The organism is Caulobacter sp. FV2ye17ST (genome assembly GCF_058680955.1).
In genome coordinates, this window is the sequence record NZ_CM178727.1 from 3,419,867 (window position 1) to 3,438,426 (window position 18,560).

Below are 18,560 nucleotides of genomic sequence, written 5' to 3' on the forward strand. Positions count from 1 at the left end.
GTTGATCGATCCCGGTGAGAGAACCGACTTCAGACCCGTCTTCTTCGCCATCCTAGCCGCCTGAACGGCAGTCAACTTAGGAAACCGTTTGGCGGGATTCGACGGGAGCCATCGCAACACCTCCAACAATTCTCGACACGCTAGACGATCGATCGAAGCCAGAGGCCGATCTTCGCCCCAGACGCTCGACACTATCCAGAGAAGGGCCTCGTAGATCATCTGGGTCTTGGGCGCCCTGACCTTGGACGGGTTCGCAAGGAAATGGTGGAATAGTTCTCCAAAGGTCACGGCGCGACCGGGCGACTTCACCGCCGTGACAGGTTTGGTGGCGACGATCTTGGCAGTCCACGCTTCAGGAACTGAGGCCCCAGCCGCAGCCAAAAAGGATTGCTCCAGATCGGCGACGACGAACTTCGCCTTCCGAATAGCCTCGGACCTGATGCCTGTCCCGAGCGACCGCCAGACTTGCGTCCTACCAACCGCAGCTTCCAGCTTCCGGGGAACTCTCACCCGAACATGGAAGACCCTCCCTCGGACGATCAGGCTGGGAGGATTTGCGCGCCGACGATGGGGTGACCGTGAAGACGGTGAGGCAGACCGTTTGGACGGTTGGTGTAGCAGGTTGGTGTAGCAGTCAGGTCCGGCTGAAGCCGTTGATTCCAAACTGTTTTCCGACCTTTCCAGATGCTGCTGGTGTAGCAAGCTGGTGTAGCAAACGTGCGTTTTCGACCGCTGGGGAGTGGTTTCTTCAACGCTTTGAATATGTTGGGAAAGTATGGTGGACGCGACAGGGATTGAACCTGTGACCCCCTCGATGTCAACGAGGTGCTCTCCCGCTGAGCTACGCATCCGCCAAAGCGACCCAGAAGCACTGTTTTAAGTGTCCCGGGCGGGAAGGTGACGGGGTATAGCGGCGGCTTTCCCATCGCGCAAGCCGCCGAAAAAAAGAATTAGGCGGCCATCATCTTTTCGACCTCGGCGACGAGGTCGCGGAGGTGAACGGGCTTGGACAGCACCTTGGCGCCGGCCGGCGCGCGGTCCTGGGCCGATAGGGCCACGGCGGCGAAACCGGTGATGAACATGATGCGCAGGGCCGGGTCGCGGGCGGCCGCCTGGCGGGCCACCTCGATACCGTCCATGCCGGGCATGACGATGTCGGTCAGCAGCAGGTCCCAAGGATGATCCAGATGCTGGACGGCCTCTTCGCCATCGGCGCAGGCCTGGACCTCAAATCCGGCGCGCTCGAGCGCGCGGGCCAGGAAGCCCCGGAGCGAGTCGTCGTCTTCGGCGAGAAGGATGCGAGCCATTTGGTCTTTTTCCGCGGGTCGTCGGCGTTGGGGAGGCACTGTAACGCGCTGACTGTAAATCGGGGATGAACCCGGCGCCTGTTCAACGGGAACGCCCGACTTTCCCAAAGCTGTTGGTCAAAGATGTTTGACCACGCCCGGCGGGCCTTGCGAATATGGCCCATGAGCGCTTGGGATCCTATCGCGACGAGGACGCCGGCGGCGACAGCCGTCACGTCGCCCGTGGATCCCCTCGCCTGCCCGGCCCACGAGGTCCTGCGCGCCACACCCGAGCCCGCGCCGCCACCCACGGCCCTGGTCTTCGCCTCCCCCCACTCGGGCAGCATCTATCCCGCAGACATGATGGCGGCCGCGCGGCTGGACGCCGAGGCGATCCGGGGTTCCGAAGACGCCTTCGTCGACCAGATCATCGCCGGCGCCCCCGCCCTGGGCGCGGCGGTGATCCGCGCGCGGCTGGCCCGGGCCTATATCGATCTGAACCGCGAGCCCTGGGAACTGGACCCGGCGATGTTCGAGGACGAACTGCCCGACTACGCCAGGAGCCACTCGGCCCGGGTGGCCGCCGGCCTGGGCGCCATCGCCCGGGTCGCCGCCGAGGGCCGCCCCATCTATGCCCGCAAGCTGACCTTCGCCGAGGCGAAGGCGCGCGTGGAGCGGGCCCACCGGCCCTATCACGACGCGCTGGACCGTCTGCTGGCCTCGGCGCGGGCGGCGCATGGCTGCGCGGTGCTGGTGGACTGGCATTCGATGCCGGCCGCCGCGGCCCGGGGCCAGAGGGCGCGCGGCGGGGGGGCCTGCGACATCGTGCTGGGCGACCGGTTCGGCGCGGCCTGCTCGCCCAGGCTGACAGCCCTGGTCGAACGCGAGCTGGAATCGATGGGCTATCGGGTGGCCCGCAACGCCCCCTATGCCGGCGGCTACACCACCGAGCACTATGGCCGGCCGGCGCGGCGCACCCACGCCCTGCAGATCGAGATCAATCGCGCGCTCTATATGGACGAGTCGACGCGCGAGCCGACCGAGGGGCTGGCCCGGCTGACCGCCGACGCCGAGCGCTTGACCCGCGCCCTGGCGGATCTGGACGTTTCCAGCCTGCGTTAGGGCTCAGGACCGCCATCTTGTGGTGTGATTGTCAGCCGTCGGATCCGCCGCGGCGGTCGAACCAGGGCGCGATTGTCGTCCTGAGACCGCTATCAGCGCTCAGGCCAAAAAAAAGCCCGGCTCGAAAGCCGGGCAGTTCATTAGGGAGGAAACGCCCAGGAAGGGCAGAGGCGGCAGGGCCGCCTCACAGGTCGTTTATAGGGTGCGGTGCGAAATCGGGCAAGCGGAAAAGTAGGCGGCAATGTCGATTTTCCTGGAGGGGTTTGAGAGAAACCCTTTGCAACACAGGGATTACAGAACGCCGATCCTCGACTGACGCCTAATTTTCAGGCATGCTGCACTGCACAATTAGTTGCGCCTGTAACAACCTTGGGCGTCAGGAGCTCTCAAACCCCTCTGGAACAAGGCTTTCGCGCTGACACCGGTTTCCATCGAATCGTCTTTCGAAAGAGGTGGGGTGGATAAACGCAGCGCAGTCGCGTAAAAGCCGCGCGCCTGACGCGCGCAGCGTCATCTCCCGTTTCTTCCCCGAAAGTCCGCCTTCTCCATGTCCATGCGAAACATCGCCATCATCGCGCACGTCGATCATGGCAAGACCACCCTCGTCGATCAGCTCCTGGCCCAGTCCGGCATCTTCCGCGCGAACGAAGCCACGACCGAGCGCGCCATGGACTCCAATGACCAGGAGCGCGAGCGCGGGATCACCATCCTGGCCAAGTGCACCAGCGTCCTGTGGAATGGTGAGGCGGGCGAAACCCGCATCAACATCATCGACACCCCCGGCCACGCCGACTTCGGCGGCGAAGTCGAACGCATCCTCGGCATGGTCGATGGTTGCGTGATCCTGGTCGACGCCGAAGAAGGCGTCATGCCGCAGACCAAGTTCGTCCTGGGCAAGGCCCTGAAGATGGGCCTGCGTCCGATCCTCTGCCTCAACAAGGTGGACCGTCCGCACGCCGATCCGGACCGGATCCTGAACGACGTGTTCGACCTGTTCGCCACCATGGGCGCCACGGACGAGCAGCTGGACTTCCCGCACATCTACGCGTCGGGCAAGAACGGCTGGGCGACGATGGACATGAACAAGCCCAACAGCACCCTGGCCCCGCTGTTCGACCTGATCGTCAAGCACGTGCCGGAACCCAAGGTCGTCGCCAATGTCGACAAGCCGTTCCAGATCCTGTCGGTCCTGATCGAAAACGACCCCTTCCTGGGTCGCCTGCTGACCGGCCGCATCACCTCGGGCAAGGCCGTCCCCGGCATGTCCATCCACGCCCTGTCGCTGGACGGCAAGGAAATCGAGCGCGGCCGCATCACCAAGGTGCTGGCCTTCCGCGGCCTGAAGCGCCAGCCGGTCGATGAAGCCGAAGCCGGCGACATCGTCGCCATCGCGGGCCTGTCCAAGGCGACCGTGGCCGACACCCTGTGCGCCATGGAAGTCACCGAGGCCCTGCCCGCCCAGCCGATCGATCCGCCCACCATCTCGATGACCGTCTCGGTCAACGACAGCCCCCTGGCCGGCAAGGAAGGCGACAAGGTCCAGAGCCGCGTCATTCGTGACCGTCTGCTGCGCGAAGCCGAGTCGAACGTGGCCATCAAGGTCACCGAAACCGCCGAAGGCGACGCCTATGAAGTCGCCGGTCGCGGCGAACTGCAGCTGGGCGTGCTGATCGAAGGCATGCGCCGCGAAGGCTTCGAAGTGTCGATCAGCCGCCCGCGCGTGGTGTTCCAGACCGATCCGGAAACCGGCAAGCGCCTGGAGCCGATCGAAGACGTCATGATCGACGTCGACGACGAGTTCTCGGGCATCGTCATCGAAAAGCTGTCGATGCGTAAGGCCGAGCTGAAGGACATGGGCCCGTCGGGCGCCGGCAAGACCCGCCTGCAACTGGTGGCCCCGTCGCGTTCGCTGATCGGCTATCAGGGCGAGTTCCTGACCGACACGCGCGGTTCGGGCGTGCTGAACCGCGTGTTCAGCCACTACGAGCCCTACAAGGGCGCCATCGACAGCCAGCGCAAGGGCGTGCTGGTCAGCAACTCGGACGGTGAAACCGCCGCCTTCGCGCTGTGGAACCTGGAAGATCGCGGCACGATGTTCGTCGGCGCCGGCGAAAAGACCTATCAGGGCATGATCATCGGCGAGAACGCCCGTCAGGACGACCTCGACGTCAACCCGATGAAGGCCAAGCAGCTGAACAACATCCGCGCCTCGGGCAAGGATGAAGCCGTTCGCCTGACCCCGCCGCGCCGCATGACCCTCGAACAGGCCATCGCCTATATCGAGGAAGACGAGCTGGTCGAAGTGACGCCCAAGAACATCCGCCTGCGCAAGCAGACCCTGAACCCGTCGTTCCGCAAGCGTCGCGTCAAGGAAGAATAGGACTTCACGTCCTGTAGAACTCGAAAAGCCGCCGCCCCTCGGGACGGCGGCTTTTTGTTTGGCCGATCCGTCGATCCGGGCGCAGGCCTATTGACGCAGCGCAACCTCAGTGAAGCAGAGGCCCAATAGACTTAACCGGGAGTTCACCAAACGCCGCGCAGGATGATCGGGGGACGTCTTCGTCCTGGGGAAATCAGGACGGCCTCGACGTGCGCATAGTCGCCGCAAGCTCGATCGTTGAACGGGGCCGTGGCGCGCTCGCGGGCATGCTGCCCGCCGTGCCGGAGGATATGGCCGGCCGCGTCCGCATGGAACAGCTGGCCAGCATCCTGCGCCTGACGCCCATCATGATGGGCGCCAATATCGTCATCGCCATGCTGGTCTGCCTGGCCGGCCTCACCAGTTCGCATCGCAACAGCCTGATGATCTGGGCCGCGCTGGTGATCAGCTACGCTCTCCTGGGCCTGCGCGGCTGGCTGGCCGCCCAGCGCCGCAAGAGCGGCAAGGCCACCGTCTCGGCGCGCGGCCTGCGCCGTATCGCGACCCAGGCCGGCCTGCTGGGCTGCCTGTGGGGCGCCCTGCCGATCCTGGCCATGGATGGCGACGCCGCCAGCGTGCAGATGCGGATGCTGATCGTCTCGGTCATCGCCGGCATGATCGGTTGCGGCGGCTTCGCCATGCTGACCCTGCCGACCGCCGCGATCGCCTATTCGACGCCGATGATGCTCGGCTCACTGGTGGTTCTGGTGCGCAGCGGCGACCCGATCCTGCTGGCCCTGTCTGGCCTTCTGATCTTCTGCTACCTGGTCGTCACCCTCTCCTGCCTGTCACACGCCAAGGTGTTCGCAGAACGCCTGATCACCGGCGAGGAGCTGGAACGTCAGAAACAGGTCGTCAGCCTGCTGCTCAGCGATTTCGAAGAGGGAGCCAGCGACTGGCTCTGGGAAATCGATGCGCGGGGCGCCCTGACCTATGTCTCCGACCGGATGGCGGCCGCGGCCGGCGCCGACAAGGCCGCCCTGGTCGGCCGCACCCTGGCCTCGCTCTGCGGCGCCGCCGCCGAGGGTCCGGCCGGACCGGTCGCCTCGCTGGCGGCCCTGTTTGGCGAGCAGAAGACCTTCCGCGACGTAATCGTCTCCGTGACGGCCGGCGCCGAGACCCGCTGGTGGTCGATCAGCGCCAAGCCGATCCACGACATGGACGGCGTCTTCTCCGGCTTCCGGGGCGTGGGCGCCGACGTCACCGCCGCGCGCGAGGCCCAGGAACGCATCTCGCGCCTGGCCCATTTCGACGTCCTGACCCAGCTGCCCAACCGCCTGTCGTTCCTGCAGGCCCTGAGCAAGGCCTGGACCGACCACGCGCAAGCCGACAACGCCACGGGCGGCTGCGCCGTGCTGTGCCTGGACCTGGACTATTTCAAGGGCGTCAATGACAGCCTGGGCCACCCGGTGGGCGACGCCCTGCTGATCGAGGTCGCCGAGCGCCTGCGCCAGTGCGTCGGCGAGGCCGGCTTCGTGGCCCGTCTCGGCGGCGACGAATTCGCCGTGGTCGTCGCCCCGGCTCCGGCGCCGGAAGCCCTGGGCGAACTGTCGCGCGCCCTCGTCGAGACCCTGTCCCAACCCTACGAGATCAAGGGCCACAACGTCCTGATCGGCGCCAGCATCGGCATCGCCATCGCCCCGGTCGATGCGGCCGATCCCGACAGCCTGCTGAAGAACGCCGACCTGGCCCTGTACCGCGCCAAGGGCGACGGTCGCGGCGCCTATCGCTTCTTCGAGCTGTCGATGGATGTCTGGGCCCAGGAACGGCGCGCGCTGGAGATGGACCTGCGCGCGGCGCTGAAGAATGACGAACTGAGGGTCTTCTTCCAGCCGCTGATCGGCTGTCGCGAGCACGACATCACCGGCTTCGAGGCGCTGCTGCGCTGGCAACACCCGCGTCGCGGCCTGGTGCCGCCCAATGATTTCATCGAATGCGCCGAGCAGTGGGGCCTGATCGGCAAGATCGGCGAATGGGTGCTGAACGAGGCCTGCAAGCAGGCCGCTTCATGGCCCGCGCCCCTGACCGTGGCGGTCAACCTGTCACCCAACCAGTTCAGCTCGGGCGATCTGGTCGCCCAGGTGGCGCATGCGCTGGAGGCCTCGGGCCTGGATCCGTCGCGCCTGGAGCTGGAGATCACCGAAGGCCTGCTGCTGCACGACACGGCCCGCACCATGGATCAGCTGACGGCCCTGAAGACCCTGGGCGTGAAGATCGCCATGGACGATTTCGGCACCGGCTATTCCAGCCTGGCCTATCTGTGGCGGTTCCCGTTCGACAAGATCAAGCTGGACCGCTCGTTCGTGGCCGAGATGAGCGACAACGCCGCCATCACCGACATTGTCCGCACGATCACCCTGCTGGGCCAGACCCTGAAGCTGCAGGTCACGGCCGAAGGTGTCGAAACCGCCGACCAGGTGCGGATGCTGGGCGAGATGCATTGCGACCACTTCCAGGGCTTCCTGTTCGGACGCCCCATGCCGGTCGGCGATATCCCCAACTTCCTGATCAGCGACCTAGCGCGCCGCATGCGACGCGAAAGCGTCGGATCGGCCGAGACGGAAGCCGGTTCGACCGCCGCCTCGGCCTGATCGTCAGTTCTTCTTGAAAAGCCCCAGCAGGGCCAGAAGCAGGATCGCGCCGATCGTCGAGATCACCAGGCTGCCGATGAAGCCGCCCCAGCCAATCCCCAGAGCGCTGGCGACAAAAGCCCCCAGGAACGAACCGACCACGCCGACGATCAGATTGGTCAGCAGCCCGTGGTTGCGCTTCATGATCTGTTCGGCGATCCAGCCGGCCAGAATGCCGATGATGATCGCGCCGATAATGCCTACGCCGCTCATGTGTCTCTCCTGATAGCCCGGTTGAGCAGCAGGAATGCGCGAGCCGCGGTGAAGGTTGCGTGGGAGGGTGCGTATCGGTCCACGTAACTACGCGGTCATCGCCTTGTAACGGTGGCGACGTCCGCTTACCGCCTGGAAGCGCATGGCGACTTTCGACCCTAGTGAGACGTTCAGTTTGCCCGGAAAGACGGCCGACGCCGGACGCCCCCTCCGTCACGATGCGTATTCGCATCGCGCCACCTCCCCCGTTTGGCTTCGCCACCCTTCGGGACACGGGGCAGGAGGGTGAAGCTGTTCTTCTCCTGCCCCGTAGCGAAGCGTGCGGGGGAGGTGGCGCGGCGCCGATAGGCGACGTGACGGAGGGGGCGCTGCTGAGCCTGACGTCCGCTCCACCCACTCCAGACGTTCGAGAGGTCGGTTTCCAGGATGGGCGTCGAAGTTCCGGTTTCGGGCGGCGGGTTCATTTCCGCTCCCGGCCCTAGTCGGACGTTGTGGAGCCCTGTTGGTCGGTTTCGAGCGCGGGGCCCAGGCGCGGCTTGTCGTAGCTCAGGTTCGGAAGCGCGCCTGTTGTTAGCACCTCAAGGCATAGGTTCTGTCCGCCGAGAACGAAGTGACGAAGAGAGCCTTCGACAAGGGCTGTGACGCCGTTCTTCAGCTCCTCCAAGTACGGGCTTGCACCGACCTCATACGCGAAGGCGACGGGCGCGCCTTCGTTATTTCGAGTGTACCAATACGGCGCGAGCTCACGTTCGTCGTGAACCCGATAGCTCACTTGATCTTCGAATATAATCCAAGCTTGGCCACTCTCGCCGTCGTATTCAGCAATGAGCCGCCAGCCTGTCTTAAGACCAAAATCAATCTGAACGATGTCGCCAGCTTCTCCGGCCGGTGCGCGCCAGCCCAGTTCCTGATCCAGGGACGTGAACCCGTAAGCTTGAGTAGCAGTTGCCGCTGGCTCTACTGGCACTGAAGCCTCTCCGAAAAGTCCTAGCCAAGCTAGCGAATGTAAGGTCCGACAACCACCCCGAACTAAACTTCGGAATGTCTGCTGTCAGCACAGCGACGAATAGCGGCTAAGCCCGCCGCTCCATGAACACATCCGCCCGCGCATACGGCGTGTCGCGCTGCGGCAGATCGACAAACCCCATCGCCCGATACAGCCCCAAGGCCGGCGCCAGGCTGGAATTGGTCTCCAGATAAAGCCGCGGCGCGCCCAACGCCTGCGCCTTGTCGATACAGGCCTGCATCAGCAGCCTGCCCAGCCCCGTGCCCCTCGCCTGCTCGGTGACCGTCATCTTGGCCACCTCGAACCCGCCATCCTCCAGCAGGATCAGGCCCACGCAGCCGACGATATCGCCCTCATCCGTCTCGGCCATCAGGATGTGGCCGCCCTTGCTCAGGATCTTGCCGACAGGATCGTTCAGCGCCTCATGGTCCTTGGCCTCCATCGTGAAGTGCCTGGAGATCCAGGCGGTGTTGAGGTCGCGCCAGGCGTCGGCGTGTCGGGGCTCGAAGGGGATGATGCGCATGGCTTCGATAATGTGCGATCAGACGGACGAGGCAACAGCGAACGCGTCCCATGGTCCATCCCGTCTTCGACAACCTGCCCACCACCATCTTCGAGGAGATGAGCGGTCTGGCGCGCGAGCTGGGCGCGATCAATCTGGGTCAGGGCTTTCCTGACGACGCCGGTCCCGAGCCCGTACGCGCCAGGGCGGCCGAGGTCCTGATGACCGGCTCCAACCAGTATCCGCCGATGCGGGGCCTGCCTGAATTGCGCCGCGCAGTGGCGGGGCACTATCGCCTGTCGCAGGGGCTGGACCTGGACGAGAGCGAGATCACCGTCACCTCCGGCGCCACCGAAGCCCTGGCGGCGGCCTTCTTCTCGCTGATCTCGCCCGGTGACGAGGTCGTGCTGTTCCAGCCGCTGTACGACGCCTATCTGCCGCTGGTGCGCCGGGCCGGCGGCATCCCGCGTCTGGTCCGCCTTGAGCCGCCGCACTGGCGCTTTGACCGCGCCATGCTGGAGGCCGCCTTCACGCCCCGGACGCGGATGGTGGTGCTGAACAGCCCGCTCAATCCGGCGGGGACCGTGACGTCCGACGCGGACCTGGCCTTGCTGGCGGAGTTCTGCGTCGCCCATGACGCCATCGCCGTCTGCGACGAGGTGTGGGAGGCCGTCACCTTCGATGGCCGCCGCCACCGCTCGCTGATGGACTTCCCCGGCATGCGCGAGCGGACGGTGAAGATCGGCTCGGCGGGCAAGATGTTCGGCATGACCGGCTGGAAGGTCGGCTTCCTGTGCGCCGCCCCGCCCCTGACCCGGGCTCTCGCCGCCGCCCACCAGTTCCTGACCTTCACCACCCCGCCCAACCTGCAGGCCGCCGTGGCCTGGGGACTGGAGCACTACCGCGACTGGTTCACGACCATGCCCGCCGGCCTGCAGGCCTCGCGCGATCGCCTGACCGCCGGTCTGGACGCCGCCGGCTACCGGGTGCTGCCCAGCGCCGGCACCTATTTCCTCAATGTCGACCTGCGCGCCTCCGGCATCGCGCTGGCCGATCGCGCGGTCTGTCTGGCCCTGGTCCGCGAGCACGGCGTGGCGGCCATACCGGTCTCGGCCTTCTATGCGCAAAGCCCGGTGACCCACATCATGCGCCTGTGTTTCGCCAAGGCCGACGCGACCCTGGACGAGGCCATCTCGCGGCTGGCGGGGGCGCGGTCCCGTCTCGGCGGTTGATCGTCGCCCCCGCCGTCTCTACCACCAGAGGCCAAAGGCGCCTCAGAGCGCTTCGGGAGACAGGGCTCATGGCCGTATCGATGCTGGTGGAACGGGGCCAGGTCATCTCGCTGATCAGCGCCACCGCCGACACGTTCGACGCCGAGGACGCCGGGGGCCAGGCCATCGCCGACTGCCTGGGTGTGAAGTCACCGGTCTCCTGGCCGCCGGAACACAATGACCCGGCCACGCGGGACTGGATGCGCGGCCTGCTGGCCGAGCATCCCGACGAGCCGGACTATGTCAGCTGGTACATGATCGCCCGAAACCAGCTGGTCGGCGTCTGCGGCTTCAAGGGTCCGCCCGACATCTGGGGCGAGGTCGAGATCGGCTATTCGGTGGTAGAGGCCGAGCATCGCCAGGGGTATGGCAGCGAGGCCGCTGCTCTTCTGGTGGCCCGCGCCTTCCGGGACCCCCGGGTGTCGCTGGTGACGGCCGAGACCATGCCCGCGCGGGTCGCCTCGCAGAAGGTGCTGGCCCGTTGCGGCTTCGCCCATGTCGGCGGCTATTTCGACCCCGAGCAGGGTCAGGTCATGCGCTTTGAGATCCGGCGTCCAGGCTAGCCGTCCGCCCCGCGGAGACCCGCGCCGACAGGGTCTGATCCATCGCCGACAGCAGGTCGCGCAGGTCGATGGGCTTGGCGACATGGGCGTCGGCGCCGGCCGCCAGGCAGGTCTTGATCTGGGCCGACATGACATCGGCGGTGAGGGCGATGACCGGCAGCCGTTCGAAACGTGGATCGGCCCGCAACTGCCGCGTGGCCGCCAGGCCGTCCATCACCGGCATGTTGACGTCCATCAGCACGATATCGATCGGGCCGGCCTCCAGGGCGTCCAGCGCCTCGCGACCGTTTTCGGCCTCGATCAGCTCGCACTCGAACGGCGTCAGGAACAGCCGGATCACCCGGCGATTGACGGGGTGGTCGTCGACCACCAGCACGCGGCGGCCCTGCAGGGCGGCGAACGAAGGTTCATCCTCGGCCCCGTCGACATCCTCGGGCGCTTCCTCGGAGGCGGCGCAGGCGTCGGCCAGCATCTCGACCACGAAGATCGAGCCATGGCCCTCATGGCTCTCGACCCGGATCTCACCGCCCATCATCTCGACCAGTCGCCGGGTGATGTTCAGGCCCAAACCCGTGCCGCCGAACGTGCGGGTGGTCGAGGCGTCGGCCTGGGTGAAGGCGCGGAACAGCTTGGCCAGGGTCGCCTCGCTCATGCCGATGCCGGTGTCCAGCACCCGCAGACGGATCCGCTGGCGTCCGCTGGCCAGGTCTGGCGCGCACGACAGCGTGACCTCGACCTGTCCGGTATTGGTGAACTTCAGGGCGTTGGAGACCAGATTGGTCAGGCACTGGCGCAGGCGCACCGCGTCGAACAGCAGCGGCCCGGGCGGCACGCCCTCGATCCGGAAGACCAGCTCGATGCCCTTGTCGCGCGCGGTTGGCTGATAGCCGCCGATCAGGCGCGCGCAGACCTGGGCCAGATCGCCGGCGGTCGGGGCGATCTCCAGCTTGCCCGCCTCGATCTTGGACAGGTCTAGGATGTCGTTGAGCAGCACCAGCAGGGTGTCGCCGGAATCCAGGATGAGGTCGATCTGCTCGCGCTGATGGTCGCTCAGGTCCTCGGACCGCAGCGACTGGGCCAGGCCCAGCATGCCGTTCAGCGGCGTGCGCAGTTCATGGCTCATCACCGCCAGGAAGGCTGACTTGGCCTGGTTGGCGGCCTCGGCGTGTTCCCGCGCCTCGCGCAGATGCTGCGAAGCGCGGCGCAGATAGATCGCCCAGGTCACGCCGCCCGCCACCAGGAGCGCCAGCAGCAGGGCGATCACGCCGGAGGCCCGGGCCAGCTCGCGATTGAGCCGGACCTCGGCGGCTAGGCGCAGGCTTTCGTCGCGTTTGGCCCGCAGCTCGCTTTCCAGCGCCGAAGACATCTCCGCCACGCTGCGCGCATGGGCCTTGCTGGTCTGGGCGCGATCGGCCAGACGCCAGGCGTCCAGCTTCTGGAAGGCTTCGACGCCGCGGCCTTCGGCCTGATCCAGATAGGCCTCGGCCAGCAGCTCGACCTGCGGGTCGCGCGGGATCAGGCTGACGGGCACGGCCCGCAGGGCGGCCAGGTCGGCGCGGGCGGCAACGGCGTCGCCCAGCATGGCCTCGGCCACCAGCCGCCGCTGCAGCATCAGCACATGCAAACGGCGGCCCGGCTGGCGCAGCTCGTTCCGCATCGGGGCCAGGCAGGCCAGGGTCTTGCGCGGATCGCCGCGCGCCTCGGCCACCCGGGCGCACAGGAACTGGGTCCAGGTCTTCAGGTCCCGGTCGTCTCCCGCCGCGACCATCTGGGCGTGCAGCGCCGCGAAGCGGTCGGCGGCGTCCAGCTCGCCCAGCTCCACGGCCGTATAGCCGATGTCATAGAGGCGCTCGATCTTGCGCACGTAGAAGGTGTCGCGCTCGTCCAGGCTGGCCGCCTTGGCCATGTGGTCGAGGGCGCCTTCCTTGTCGCCGATGTCCGCCAGCGTGTAGGAGTGCACCTGATGGGCCTCGGCCAGCAGGGGCTGGGCGACAGACCCGCGCCGCTCGATCTCCGAGGTCAGGTCGGCGGCCAGCCGGGCCGCCTCGGCCCAGTGACCGTGCTGCCCCAGGTCGCGCACCCGCTCGATCCCGGCCATCATCCGCACGTCGGGCGAGGGCCCCTCCAGGAACCGCTTCCAGTCCGCCGCCGAGAAGGCGCTGTAGCCGCCGGTCTCGTGACGATAGGCCAGGGTCATAAGGTCGGCGAGGGCCGTCAGGGACGTGTCGCCGTCGCGCTGGGCGGCCAGCCGCGTCTGGGCGATCCAGGCCTCGAACCGGCCGCGCAACTGATTGCTCTTGTAGGCGTAGAGCACCCGCCAAAGGCCATAGAGGCGCTCGGCGCCAGTCTGCCGCAGGGCCTTGCGACCGGCCCGCTCGACATCCTCGTTGTCACTCGGGGGCTTGGCCTGGCGATGGGCTCCGATCTGACGGGCCAGCTGGTCCAGTCGCACGGCGGCCGCGGAGGGCGCCGGGGCCCCCTCGTCGGCCCAGGCCCCGGCGGCCAGAGCCAGGCCGCCGATCAGAGCCAGAGATGCAATGAATCGCCGCAAGCTTGGTCCCCAGAACAGGACCATAACCCTGCGGCAATACAGTGTAGGCTCCGTTAAGCCTGTCTGCCCCCGCAGCGACTAGATGGTCGCCCCGCCGTCCACCACCAGCGCCTGGCCGGTCATGAAGCTGCCGGCCTGAGAGGCCAGATAGACCGCCGCCCCGGCCAGTTCGTCGGGCTCGCCGATGCGGCGCAGCGGCACGCCCTTGGTCGAGCGCTCGAGGGTTTCGGGATTGTCCCACAGGGCCTTGGCGAAGTCGGTCTTGATCAGGCCCGGCGCGATGCAGTTGACCCGCACATTGTCGGGTCCGAACTCGTGCGCGAGGTTGCGGGCCAGCTGGAAATCGGCCGCCTTGGAGATGTTGTAGGCCCCGATGATGGCGTTGCCGCGCAGGCCGCCGATTGAGCTGATGATGATGATCGACCCGTCCCGGCGCTCGCGCATCTCGGGGGCGACCATGCCGATCAGCCAGTGATTGCTGATGATGTTGTTGTCCAGGATCTTGCGGAACTGGTCGTCGGCGATCCCCGCCAGGGGGCCGTAATAGGGGTTGCTGGCGGCGTTGCAGACGCAGATGTCGACCTTGCCGAACGCCGTCTTGGTCTCGTCGACCAGACGCTGCAGGTCTTCCTTGGAGGCGATATTGGCCGGGACGGCGATGGCCGTTCCCTCGCCGTGCCTTGCGTTCAGTTCGGCCGCGACCTCGTCGCAGGGCCCGGCCTTGCGCGAGGAGATCACCACCCTGGCGCCGTGCTCGGCCATGCGCTGGGCGATGGCCTTGCCGATGCCGCGCGAGGATCCGGTGATGATCGCCACCTTGCCGGTGAGGTCGAAGAGGCCCATGGCGCGCTCCCTGAAACGCTTGTTTGAATTTTGGGCACAGTGAGACGCGACGTCGGCGGGGTCAAGATGCGCGGCCTAGCCGAAAACGACGAAGGCGCTTCCGACGGAATCGGAAACGCCTTCTGACGCCGCACAGCGCCGCCCGGCGAACCGGACGGCGCGGGTCGAAATCCTAGAACGACTTGCGCAGGGTGACCCCGTAGGTGCGCGGCGCGGTCGGATAGCCGCTGTAGCTGCCGTCCTGGGCCACGGTCGGGAAGGTGCCGATCAGGCTGTCGTCATTGGTCAGGTTGCGGGCCCACAGCATGACTTCCATCTGATGGGCCTCGTTGGTCAGGCCCAGGCTGGCGTTGACGTTGTTCTGACCCCAGGTCGACAGTTCGGGCGGGGTGGTCTCGGTCAACTGGGTCTTGCTGGCGTAGTCGTACTCGACCCGCAGATAGCCAGCATAGCCGTTGCCGAAGTTGTGGTTGGCGGTCGCCGAGGTCGAAACGCTCCACTTGGGAATGCCGGCCGGTCGGTCACCGGTCAGGTCGCGGAAGTTCGGACGACGGCCGGTGGCCGGGTTCACCGGGCAGCGGACGGTGTCGTAGTTCACGCAGGCGGCGCCGGTGAAGGAGTCATACGTCGGGTCGAGATAGGTGACCGCGCCCGTCAGGGCCAGCCAGGGCAGCGGACGATAGGCGCTGTCGACCTCGAAGCCACGCACCGACTCCTTGCCGGCGTTGACCAGGCTGTAGCCCAGGCCCGTAAAGGCGTTGGACTGGAAGCCCTCGATCGCCTGATCGAAGACGGCCAGGTTGAAGTAACCACCCGGGAAGTTGGCCTTCAGGCCGGCTTCATAGACGCTGACATCCTCAGGCGCGGCGGTGCGGCCCACGCCATTGGCGTTCGGCGGACGGCTGTCGGAGGACAGGTTGAACGCCCCGGCCTTCCAGCCCGTCGAATAGCTGACATAGGCGTTGATGGCGCCGAAGTCATAGGCGGCGCGCACCGCATAGGTGATCTTGTCGTCCTTCAGCTTCCCCGACTCGGTGGCGTTGGGGAAATTGACCGGCGCGTGGTTGGTGGTGTTGCCGTAGTAGAATTGCAGGGCGCCCAGGGCGCTATACAGGTTGCCGGGCAAGCCCAGCGCCGTGAATTGCGGCACCGACTGCAGGTTCTGGGCCGAGAACTTGTCGTACATCACGACATTGGAGCTCGCGCTCTTCTTGTCGCTCAGGAAGGCGAGGCCGCCGGTAATCGTCAGACGATCGGTGACCTGATAGTCGGCCTGGCTGAACAGCGAGAACGAGGTCTGCTTCATCGAATAATAGTCGTCGATGGCCTTTCCCGACGCGAAATAGGTCGATCCAGGAATGACCGACGGCGTGACCAGGCTCTGCAGGAATTCGAACGCATAGAGGTTCGATTTCCCGGTCAGGGCGGGGCGCAGAGAAGCAGGCAAGGCGCCGAGCAGGGCGGCCGGGACCGGGCCGCTGAGGCCGTCTCCGAACGCCCGGATATCCTTTCCGAAGCTGATCGTGCGGCCGGTGTTGAGCTTTTCATTCTGATAGAAGCCGCCGATCAGCCAGTTGAACGGGCCCTCGCTCTTGGAGGCCAGGCGCAGTTCCTGGGTGAAGGTCTTGATGTCGTTGGCCAGGTCATTGTTGGCCAGATCGGCGCCGGTGAAGTCGACGTCCTGCAGCGAGGCGCTGGACTGCTTGCGATAGGCGGTGATCGAGGTCAGGGCCGCAAAGCCCAGATCGTGATCGACCTGGCCCGAAACGCCCTTGCCTTCCAGGCTGTTGGCCGGATCGGTGGTGAAGGTGACATTGCGGTCGAACTTCGTGGCGGGATTGCCGACCGGCTTGCCCAGACCGAACGGCGCGGGCGCGGCGATGAACTGGGTCGCGGGACCGTTGAACAGCGAGACCACGGTGCAGCAGATTTCGCTGATCTTGTTGTAGTCGGCGATGATCCGGACCGAGGTGTTGTCGGTGGGCAGCCACAGGGCGTCGCCGCGGATCGACCAGCGGTCGCGGTTGTTGACGTCATTGCCGGTGACCACGTTGGTGGCGAAGCCATCACGCTTGTTCAGACCGCCGGACAGGCGCAGGGCCAGAGTGTCGCTGACGGGACCGGTGATGGTGCCCTTGATCTGACGCTGGTTGAAGTTGCCGACGGAGATCTCGGCCTTGCCGCCGAAATCGAACTGCGGCTTCTTGGTCACGATGCTGATCGCGCCGGCCGAGACGTTCTTGCCGAACAGGGTCGACTGCGGGCCGCGCAGAACTTCGATGCGCTCGATTTCCGGCAGGTCGTCCAGGGCCGAGGAGGATCGCGAGCGATAGACGCCGTCGATGAAGACCGCGACCGAGCTTTCGATGCCGTCGTTGCCGTTACCGTTGCCGAAGCCGCGAATGACGAAATTGGTCTGGCCGACCGCGTTGAACTGGGAAACCTTCAGCGAAGGCACCAGCGACTGCAGATCGATCAGGTCGCGCACCTGGGCGCGTTCGACGGCCTGGGCGCCCGTGACCGAGACCGAGACCGGCACGTCCTGCAGGGTCTGCTCGCGCTTGGTCGCCGTGACGATGATCTCTTCGACCGTCGCGGAGGACGCCTGGTTCTGAGCAAAAGCGGGGCTGCTGGCGATAAGCGCGACGAGTGAAACGCCGAGCAAGTGACTCTTCTTCACGGTAACCTCCCTAAGGTCTTTTTTGTGCGGGTCTCCGTCGAGCGTCGACCTCGTTGTCCAATTTTATGGTCACCTAGATATTTTAATGCAAGTTAGACTTTCTTGAACGGCGCTTGCGATCTGGCATTATCCGTTCAATAGACACCCAAACGCCGGGACAAGGCGCAAAGCGGGGCAGGCATGTGAAGGGCGTAGACCCCGGCGAAACCATGGGAACCGATGGATCCAGGACGCTGTCGCGCAGTCTCAAGTCCGTCAAGAAGCGCGACGCGATCCTTCGGGCCGCCAGCGAAATCATCAATATCAAGAGCTTTGCTCTAGCCACGATGTCCGAGATCGCCGCAAGGCTCGATCTGCGGGATGCGGCGCTCTATTATTACTTCCCGAACAAGCAGGCCCTGGCCTTTGCCTGCCATCTTCAGTCCCTGGAGCGGCTGGAAAGTATTCTTGTGGCCACCCTCCGCACGCACGGCGCGGGGGCGGAAAAGCTCGAACGTTTCCTGCGTGATCTGCTGCATGACGCTGCGGAAAACGGGCCCCTGCTCTATTTCGGCGACCTGTCCTATCTGACCGACGCCCAGCGCGCCGAGGTATCGGACTGGGGCCAGAGACTGACCAATGACCTGGAACGGCTGGTCGAGGACGGCATTTTCGACGGCTCGATCGTCGCCTGCGAACCCAAGCTGGTCGTGCAGCTCTTGCTGGGCATGCTGATCTGGCTGGTCAAATGGGTGCCCACCATTCACGGCGTGACCCCCGACCGGCTGATGGCCGCGATGGGGGTCGTCAGCCTCAGGGGGCTGGAGCCGCGCCGCGCCGCGGCTGAAACGCGGCGACAGGCGCCGGCGTCCGCGAAATAAATCCCGCCTCGCTGTCGGGGCCTCTGGAGCCGGCGCGTCCTTGAGGCGAAAGTCACGCCAATCCGATGGAGCCGATCATGTCGCTCGACACCGCCAGCCCCGACGCCGCCCACGCCGATCCGGAGCGCGACCTGGTCCTGACCCGGATCATCGACGTCCCGGCCGACAAGCTGTTCAGGTGCTGGGCCACGCCAGAGCTGCTGCCCAAGTGGTTCTGCCCGCCGCCCTGGTACGTCTCCAAAGCGGTCATCGACGTGCGCACCGGGGGAAACAGCCTGATCACCATGAACGGCCCCAACGGCGAGGTCATCGACAATCCGGGCGTTTATCTGGAGGTGATCGAGAACAGGAAGATCGTGTTCACCGACGCCTTCACCGAAACCTGGAAGCCGTCGGCCAAGCCCTTCATGACGGGGATCATCACCTTCGAAGACCTTGGCGACGGCAGGACCCGCTACACCGCCATCGCCCGCCACTGGACGGTCGAGGATTGCCGGACCCACGAGCAGATGGGCTTCGCCGAGGGCTGGGGCATCGCCGCCGACCAGATGGCGGCCCTGGCGGCGACGCTTTAGGGGAACTGGCCCGACTCCCCGCCGTTGCCTTGGCTGCAC

At 66.0% G+C, this 18,560-nt stretch carries 14 protein-coding genes, 1 tRNA gene and 1 pseudogene; 7 read left to right on the forward strand and 9 right to left on the reverse strand.

The window, feature by feature from the left end:
* Positions 1-432: 432 nt before the first annotated feature.
* The 3 genes and pseudogenes from ACW17V_RS16310 to cpdR all read right to left on the reverse strand — a co-directional run.
* A pseudogene (locus tag ACW17V_RS16310) lies at positions 433-510 on the reverse strand (hypothetical protein); the annotation flags it as partial.
* Between the two features lie 266 nt (positions 511-776).
* A tRNA-Val gene (locus ACW17V_RS16315) sits at positions 777-851 on the reverse strand.
* A 99-nt stretch (positions 852-950) separates the two neighbouring features.
* Positions 951-1,307: a cell cycle two-component system response regulator CpdR gene (cpdR, locus tag ACW17V_RS16320; protein WP_062144046.1), complete on the reverse strand. Its 357-nt coding sequence runs from the start codon at positions 1,305-1,307 to the stop codon at positions 951-953.
* 162 nt (positions 1,308-1,469) lie between these two features.
* Between cpdR and ACW17V_RS16325 the strand changes: the two genes are divergently transcribed.
* From ACW17V_RS16325 to ACW17V_RS16335, 3 genes are all read left to right on the forward strand, one after another.
* Entirely contained in the window at positions 1,470-2,408 is a 939-nt protein-coding gene (locus ACW17V_RS16325; protein WP_492106106.1) for an N-formylglutamate amidohydrolase, read from the forward strand.
* 547 nt (positions 2,409-2,955) lie between these two features.
* The gene (gene typA / locus ACW17V_RS16330; RefSeq protein ID WP_492106107.1) at positions 2,956-4,788 is read left to right on the forward strand and encodes a translational GTPase TypA; all 1,833 of its coding nucleotides are present in this window, start codon (positions 2,956-2,958) and stop codon (positions 4,786-4,788) included.
* 209 nt (positions 4,789-4,997) lie between these two features.
* Entirely contained in the window at positions 4,998-7,418 is a 2,421-nt protein-coding gene (locus ACW17V_RS16335; protein ID WP_492106108.1) for a putative bifunctional diguanylate cyclase/phosphodiesterase, read from the forward strand.
* Between the two features lie 3 nt (positions 7,419-7,421).
* Here ACW17V_RS16335 and ACW17V_RS16340 read toward each other — a convergent pair whose 3' ends face one another.
* The 3 genes from ACW17V_RS16340 to ACW17V_RS16350 all read right to left on the reverse strand — a co-directional run bounded on the left by ACW17V_RS16340 (position 7,422) and on the right by ACW17V_RS16350 (position 9,199).
* Positions 7,422-7,670: a GlsB/YeaQ/YmgE family stress response membrane protein gene (locus ACW17V_RS16340; RefSeq protein WP_492106109.1), complete on the reverse strand. Its 249-nt coding sequence runs from the start codon at positions 7,668-7,670 to the stop codon at positions 7,422-7,424.
* Between the two features lie 478 nt (positions 7,671-8,148).
* Positions 8,149-8,637, reverse strand: coding sequence for a hypothetical protein (locus tag ACW17V_RS16345; protein ID WP_492106110.1), 489 nt, complete (start codon positions 8,635-8,637; stop codon positions 8,149-8,151).
* A gap of 106 nt (positions 8,638-8,743) precedes the next feature.
* The gene (locus tag ACW17V_RS16350; protein ID WP_492106111.1) at positions 8,744-9,199 is read right to left on the reverse strand and encodes a GNAT family N-acetyltransferase; all 456 of its coding nucleotides are present in this window, start codon (positions 9,197-9,199) and stop codon (positions 8,744-8,746) included.
* Between the two features lie 50 nt (positions 9,200-9,249).
* Between ACW17V_RS16350 and ACW17V_RS16355 the strand changes: the two genes are divergently transcribed.
* Positions 9,250-10,410, forward strand: coding sequence for an aminotransferase (locus tag ACW17V_RS16355; RefSeq protein ID WP_492106112.1), 1,161 nt, complete (start codon positions 9,250-9,252; stop codon positions 10,408-10,410).
* A gap of 68 nt (positions 10,411-10,478) precedes the next feature.
* Complete coding sequence (locus ACW17V_RS16360) at positions 10,479-11,012, forward strand: GNAT family N-acetyltransferase (RefSeq protein WP_492106113.1); 534 nt, start codon at positions 10,479-10,481, stop codon at positions 11,010-11,012.
* Here ACW17V_RS16360 and ACW17V_RS16365 read toward each other — a convergent pair.
* The 3 genes from ACW17V_RS16365 to ACW17V_RS16375 all read right to left on the reverse strand — a co-directional run bounded on the left by ACW17V_RS16365 (position 10,981) and on the right by ACW17V_RS16375 (position 17,086).
* The gene (locus ACW17V_RS16365) at positions 10,981-13,563 is read right to left on the reverse strand and encodes a hybrid sensor histidine kinase/response regulator (protein WP_492106114.1); all 2,583 of its coding nucleotides are present in this window, start codon (positions 13,561-13,563) and stop codon (positions 10,981-10,983) included. The two genes, ACW17V_RS16360 and ACW17V_RS16365, sit on opposite strands and share 32 nt — an antisense overlap.
* A gap of 78 nt (positions 13,564-13,641) precedes the next feature.
* Positions 13,642-14,406, reverse strand: a complete 765-nt coding sequence (locus ACW17V_RS16370; RefSeq protein WP_492106115.1) for an SDR family oxidoreductase — start codon at positions 14,404-14,406, stop codon at positions 13,642-13,644.
* A 172-nt stretch (positions 14,407-14,578) separates the two neighbouring features.
* The gene (locus ACW17V_RS16375; RefSeq protein ID WP_492106116.1) at positions 14,579-17,086 is read right to left on the reverse strand and encodes a TonB-dependent receptor; all 2,508 of its coding nucleotides are present in this window, start codon (positions 17,084-17,086) and stop codon (positions 14,579-14,581) included.
* Between the two features lie 113 nt (positions 17,087-17,199).
* Here ACW17V_RS16375 and ACW17V_RS16380 point away from each other — a divergent pair, with 113 nt between their 5' ends.
* Entirely contained in the window at positions 17,200-17,946 is a 747-nt protein-coding gene (locus ACW17V_RS16380) for a TetR/AcrR family transcriptional regulator (RefSeq protein WP_492106117.1), read from the forward strand.
* Positions 17,947-18,023: 77 nt separating this feature from the next.
* The gene (locus tag ACW17V_RS16385) at positions 18,024-18,521 is read left to right on the forward strand and encodes an SRPBCC family protein (protein ID WP_492106118.1); all 498 of its coding nucleotides are present in this window, start codon (positions 18,024-18,026) and stop codon (positions 18,519-18,521) included.
* Positions 18,522-18,560 lie beyond the last annotated feature (39 nt).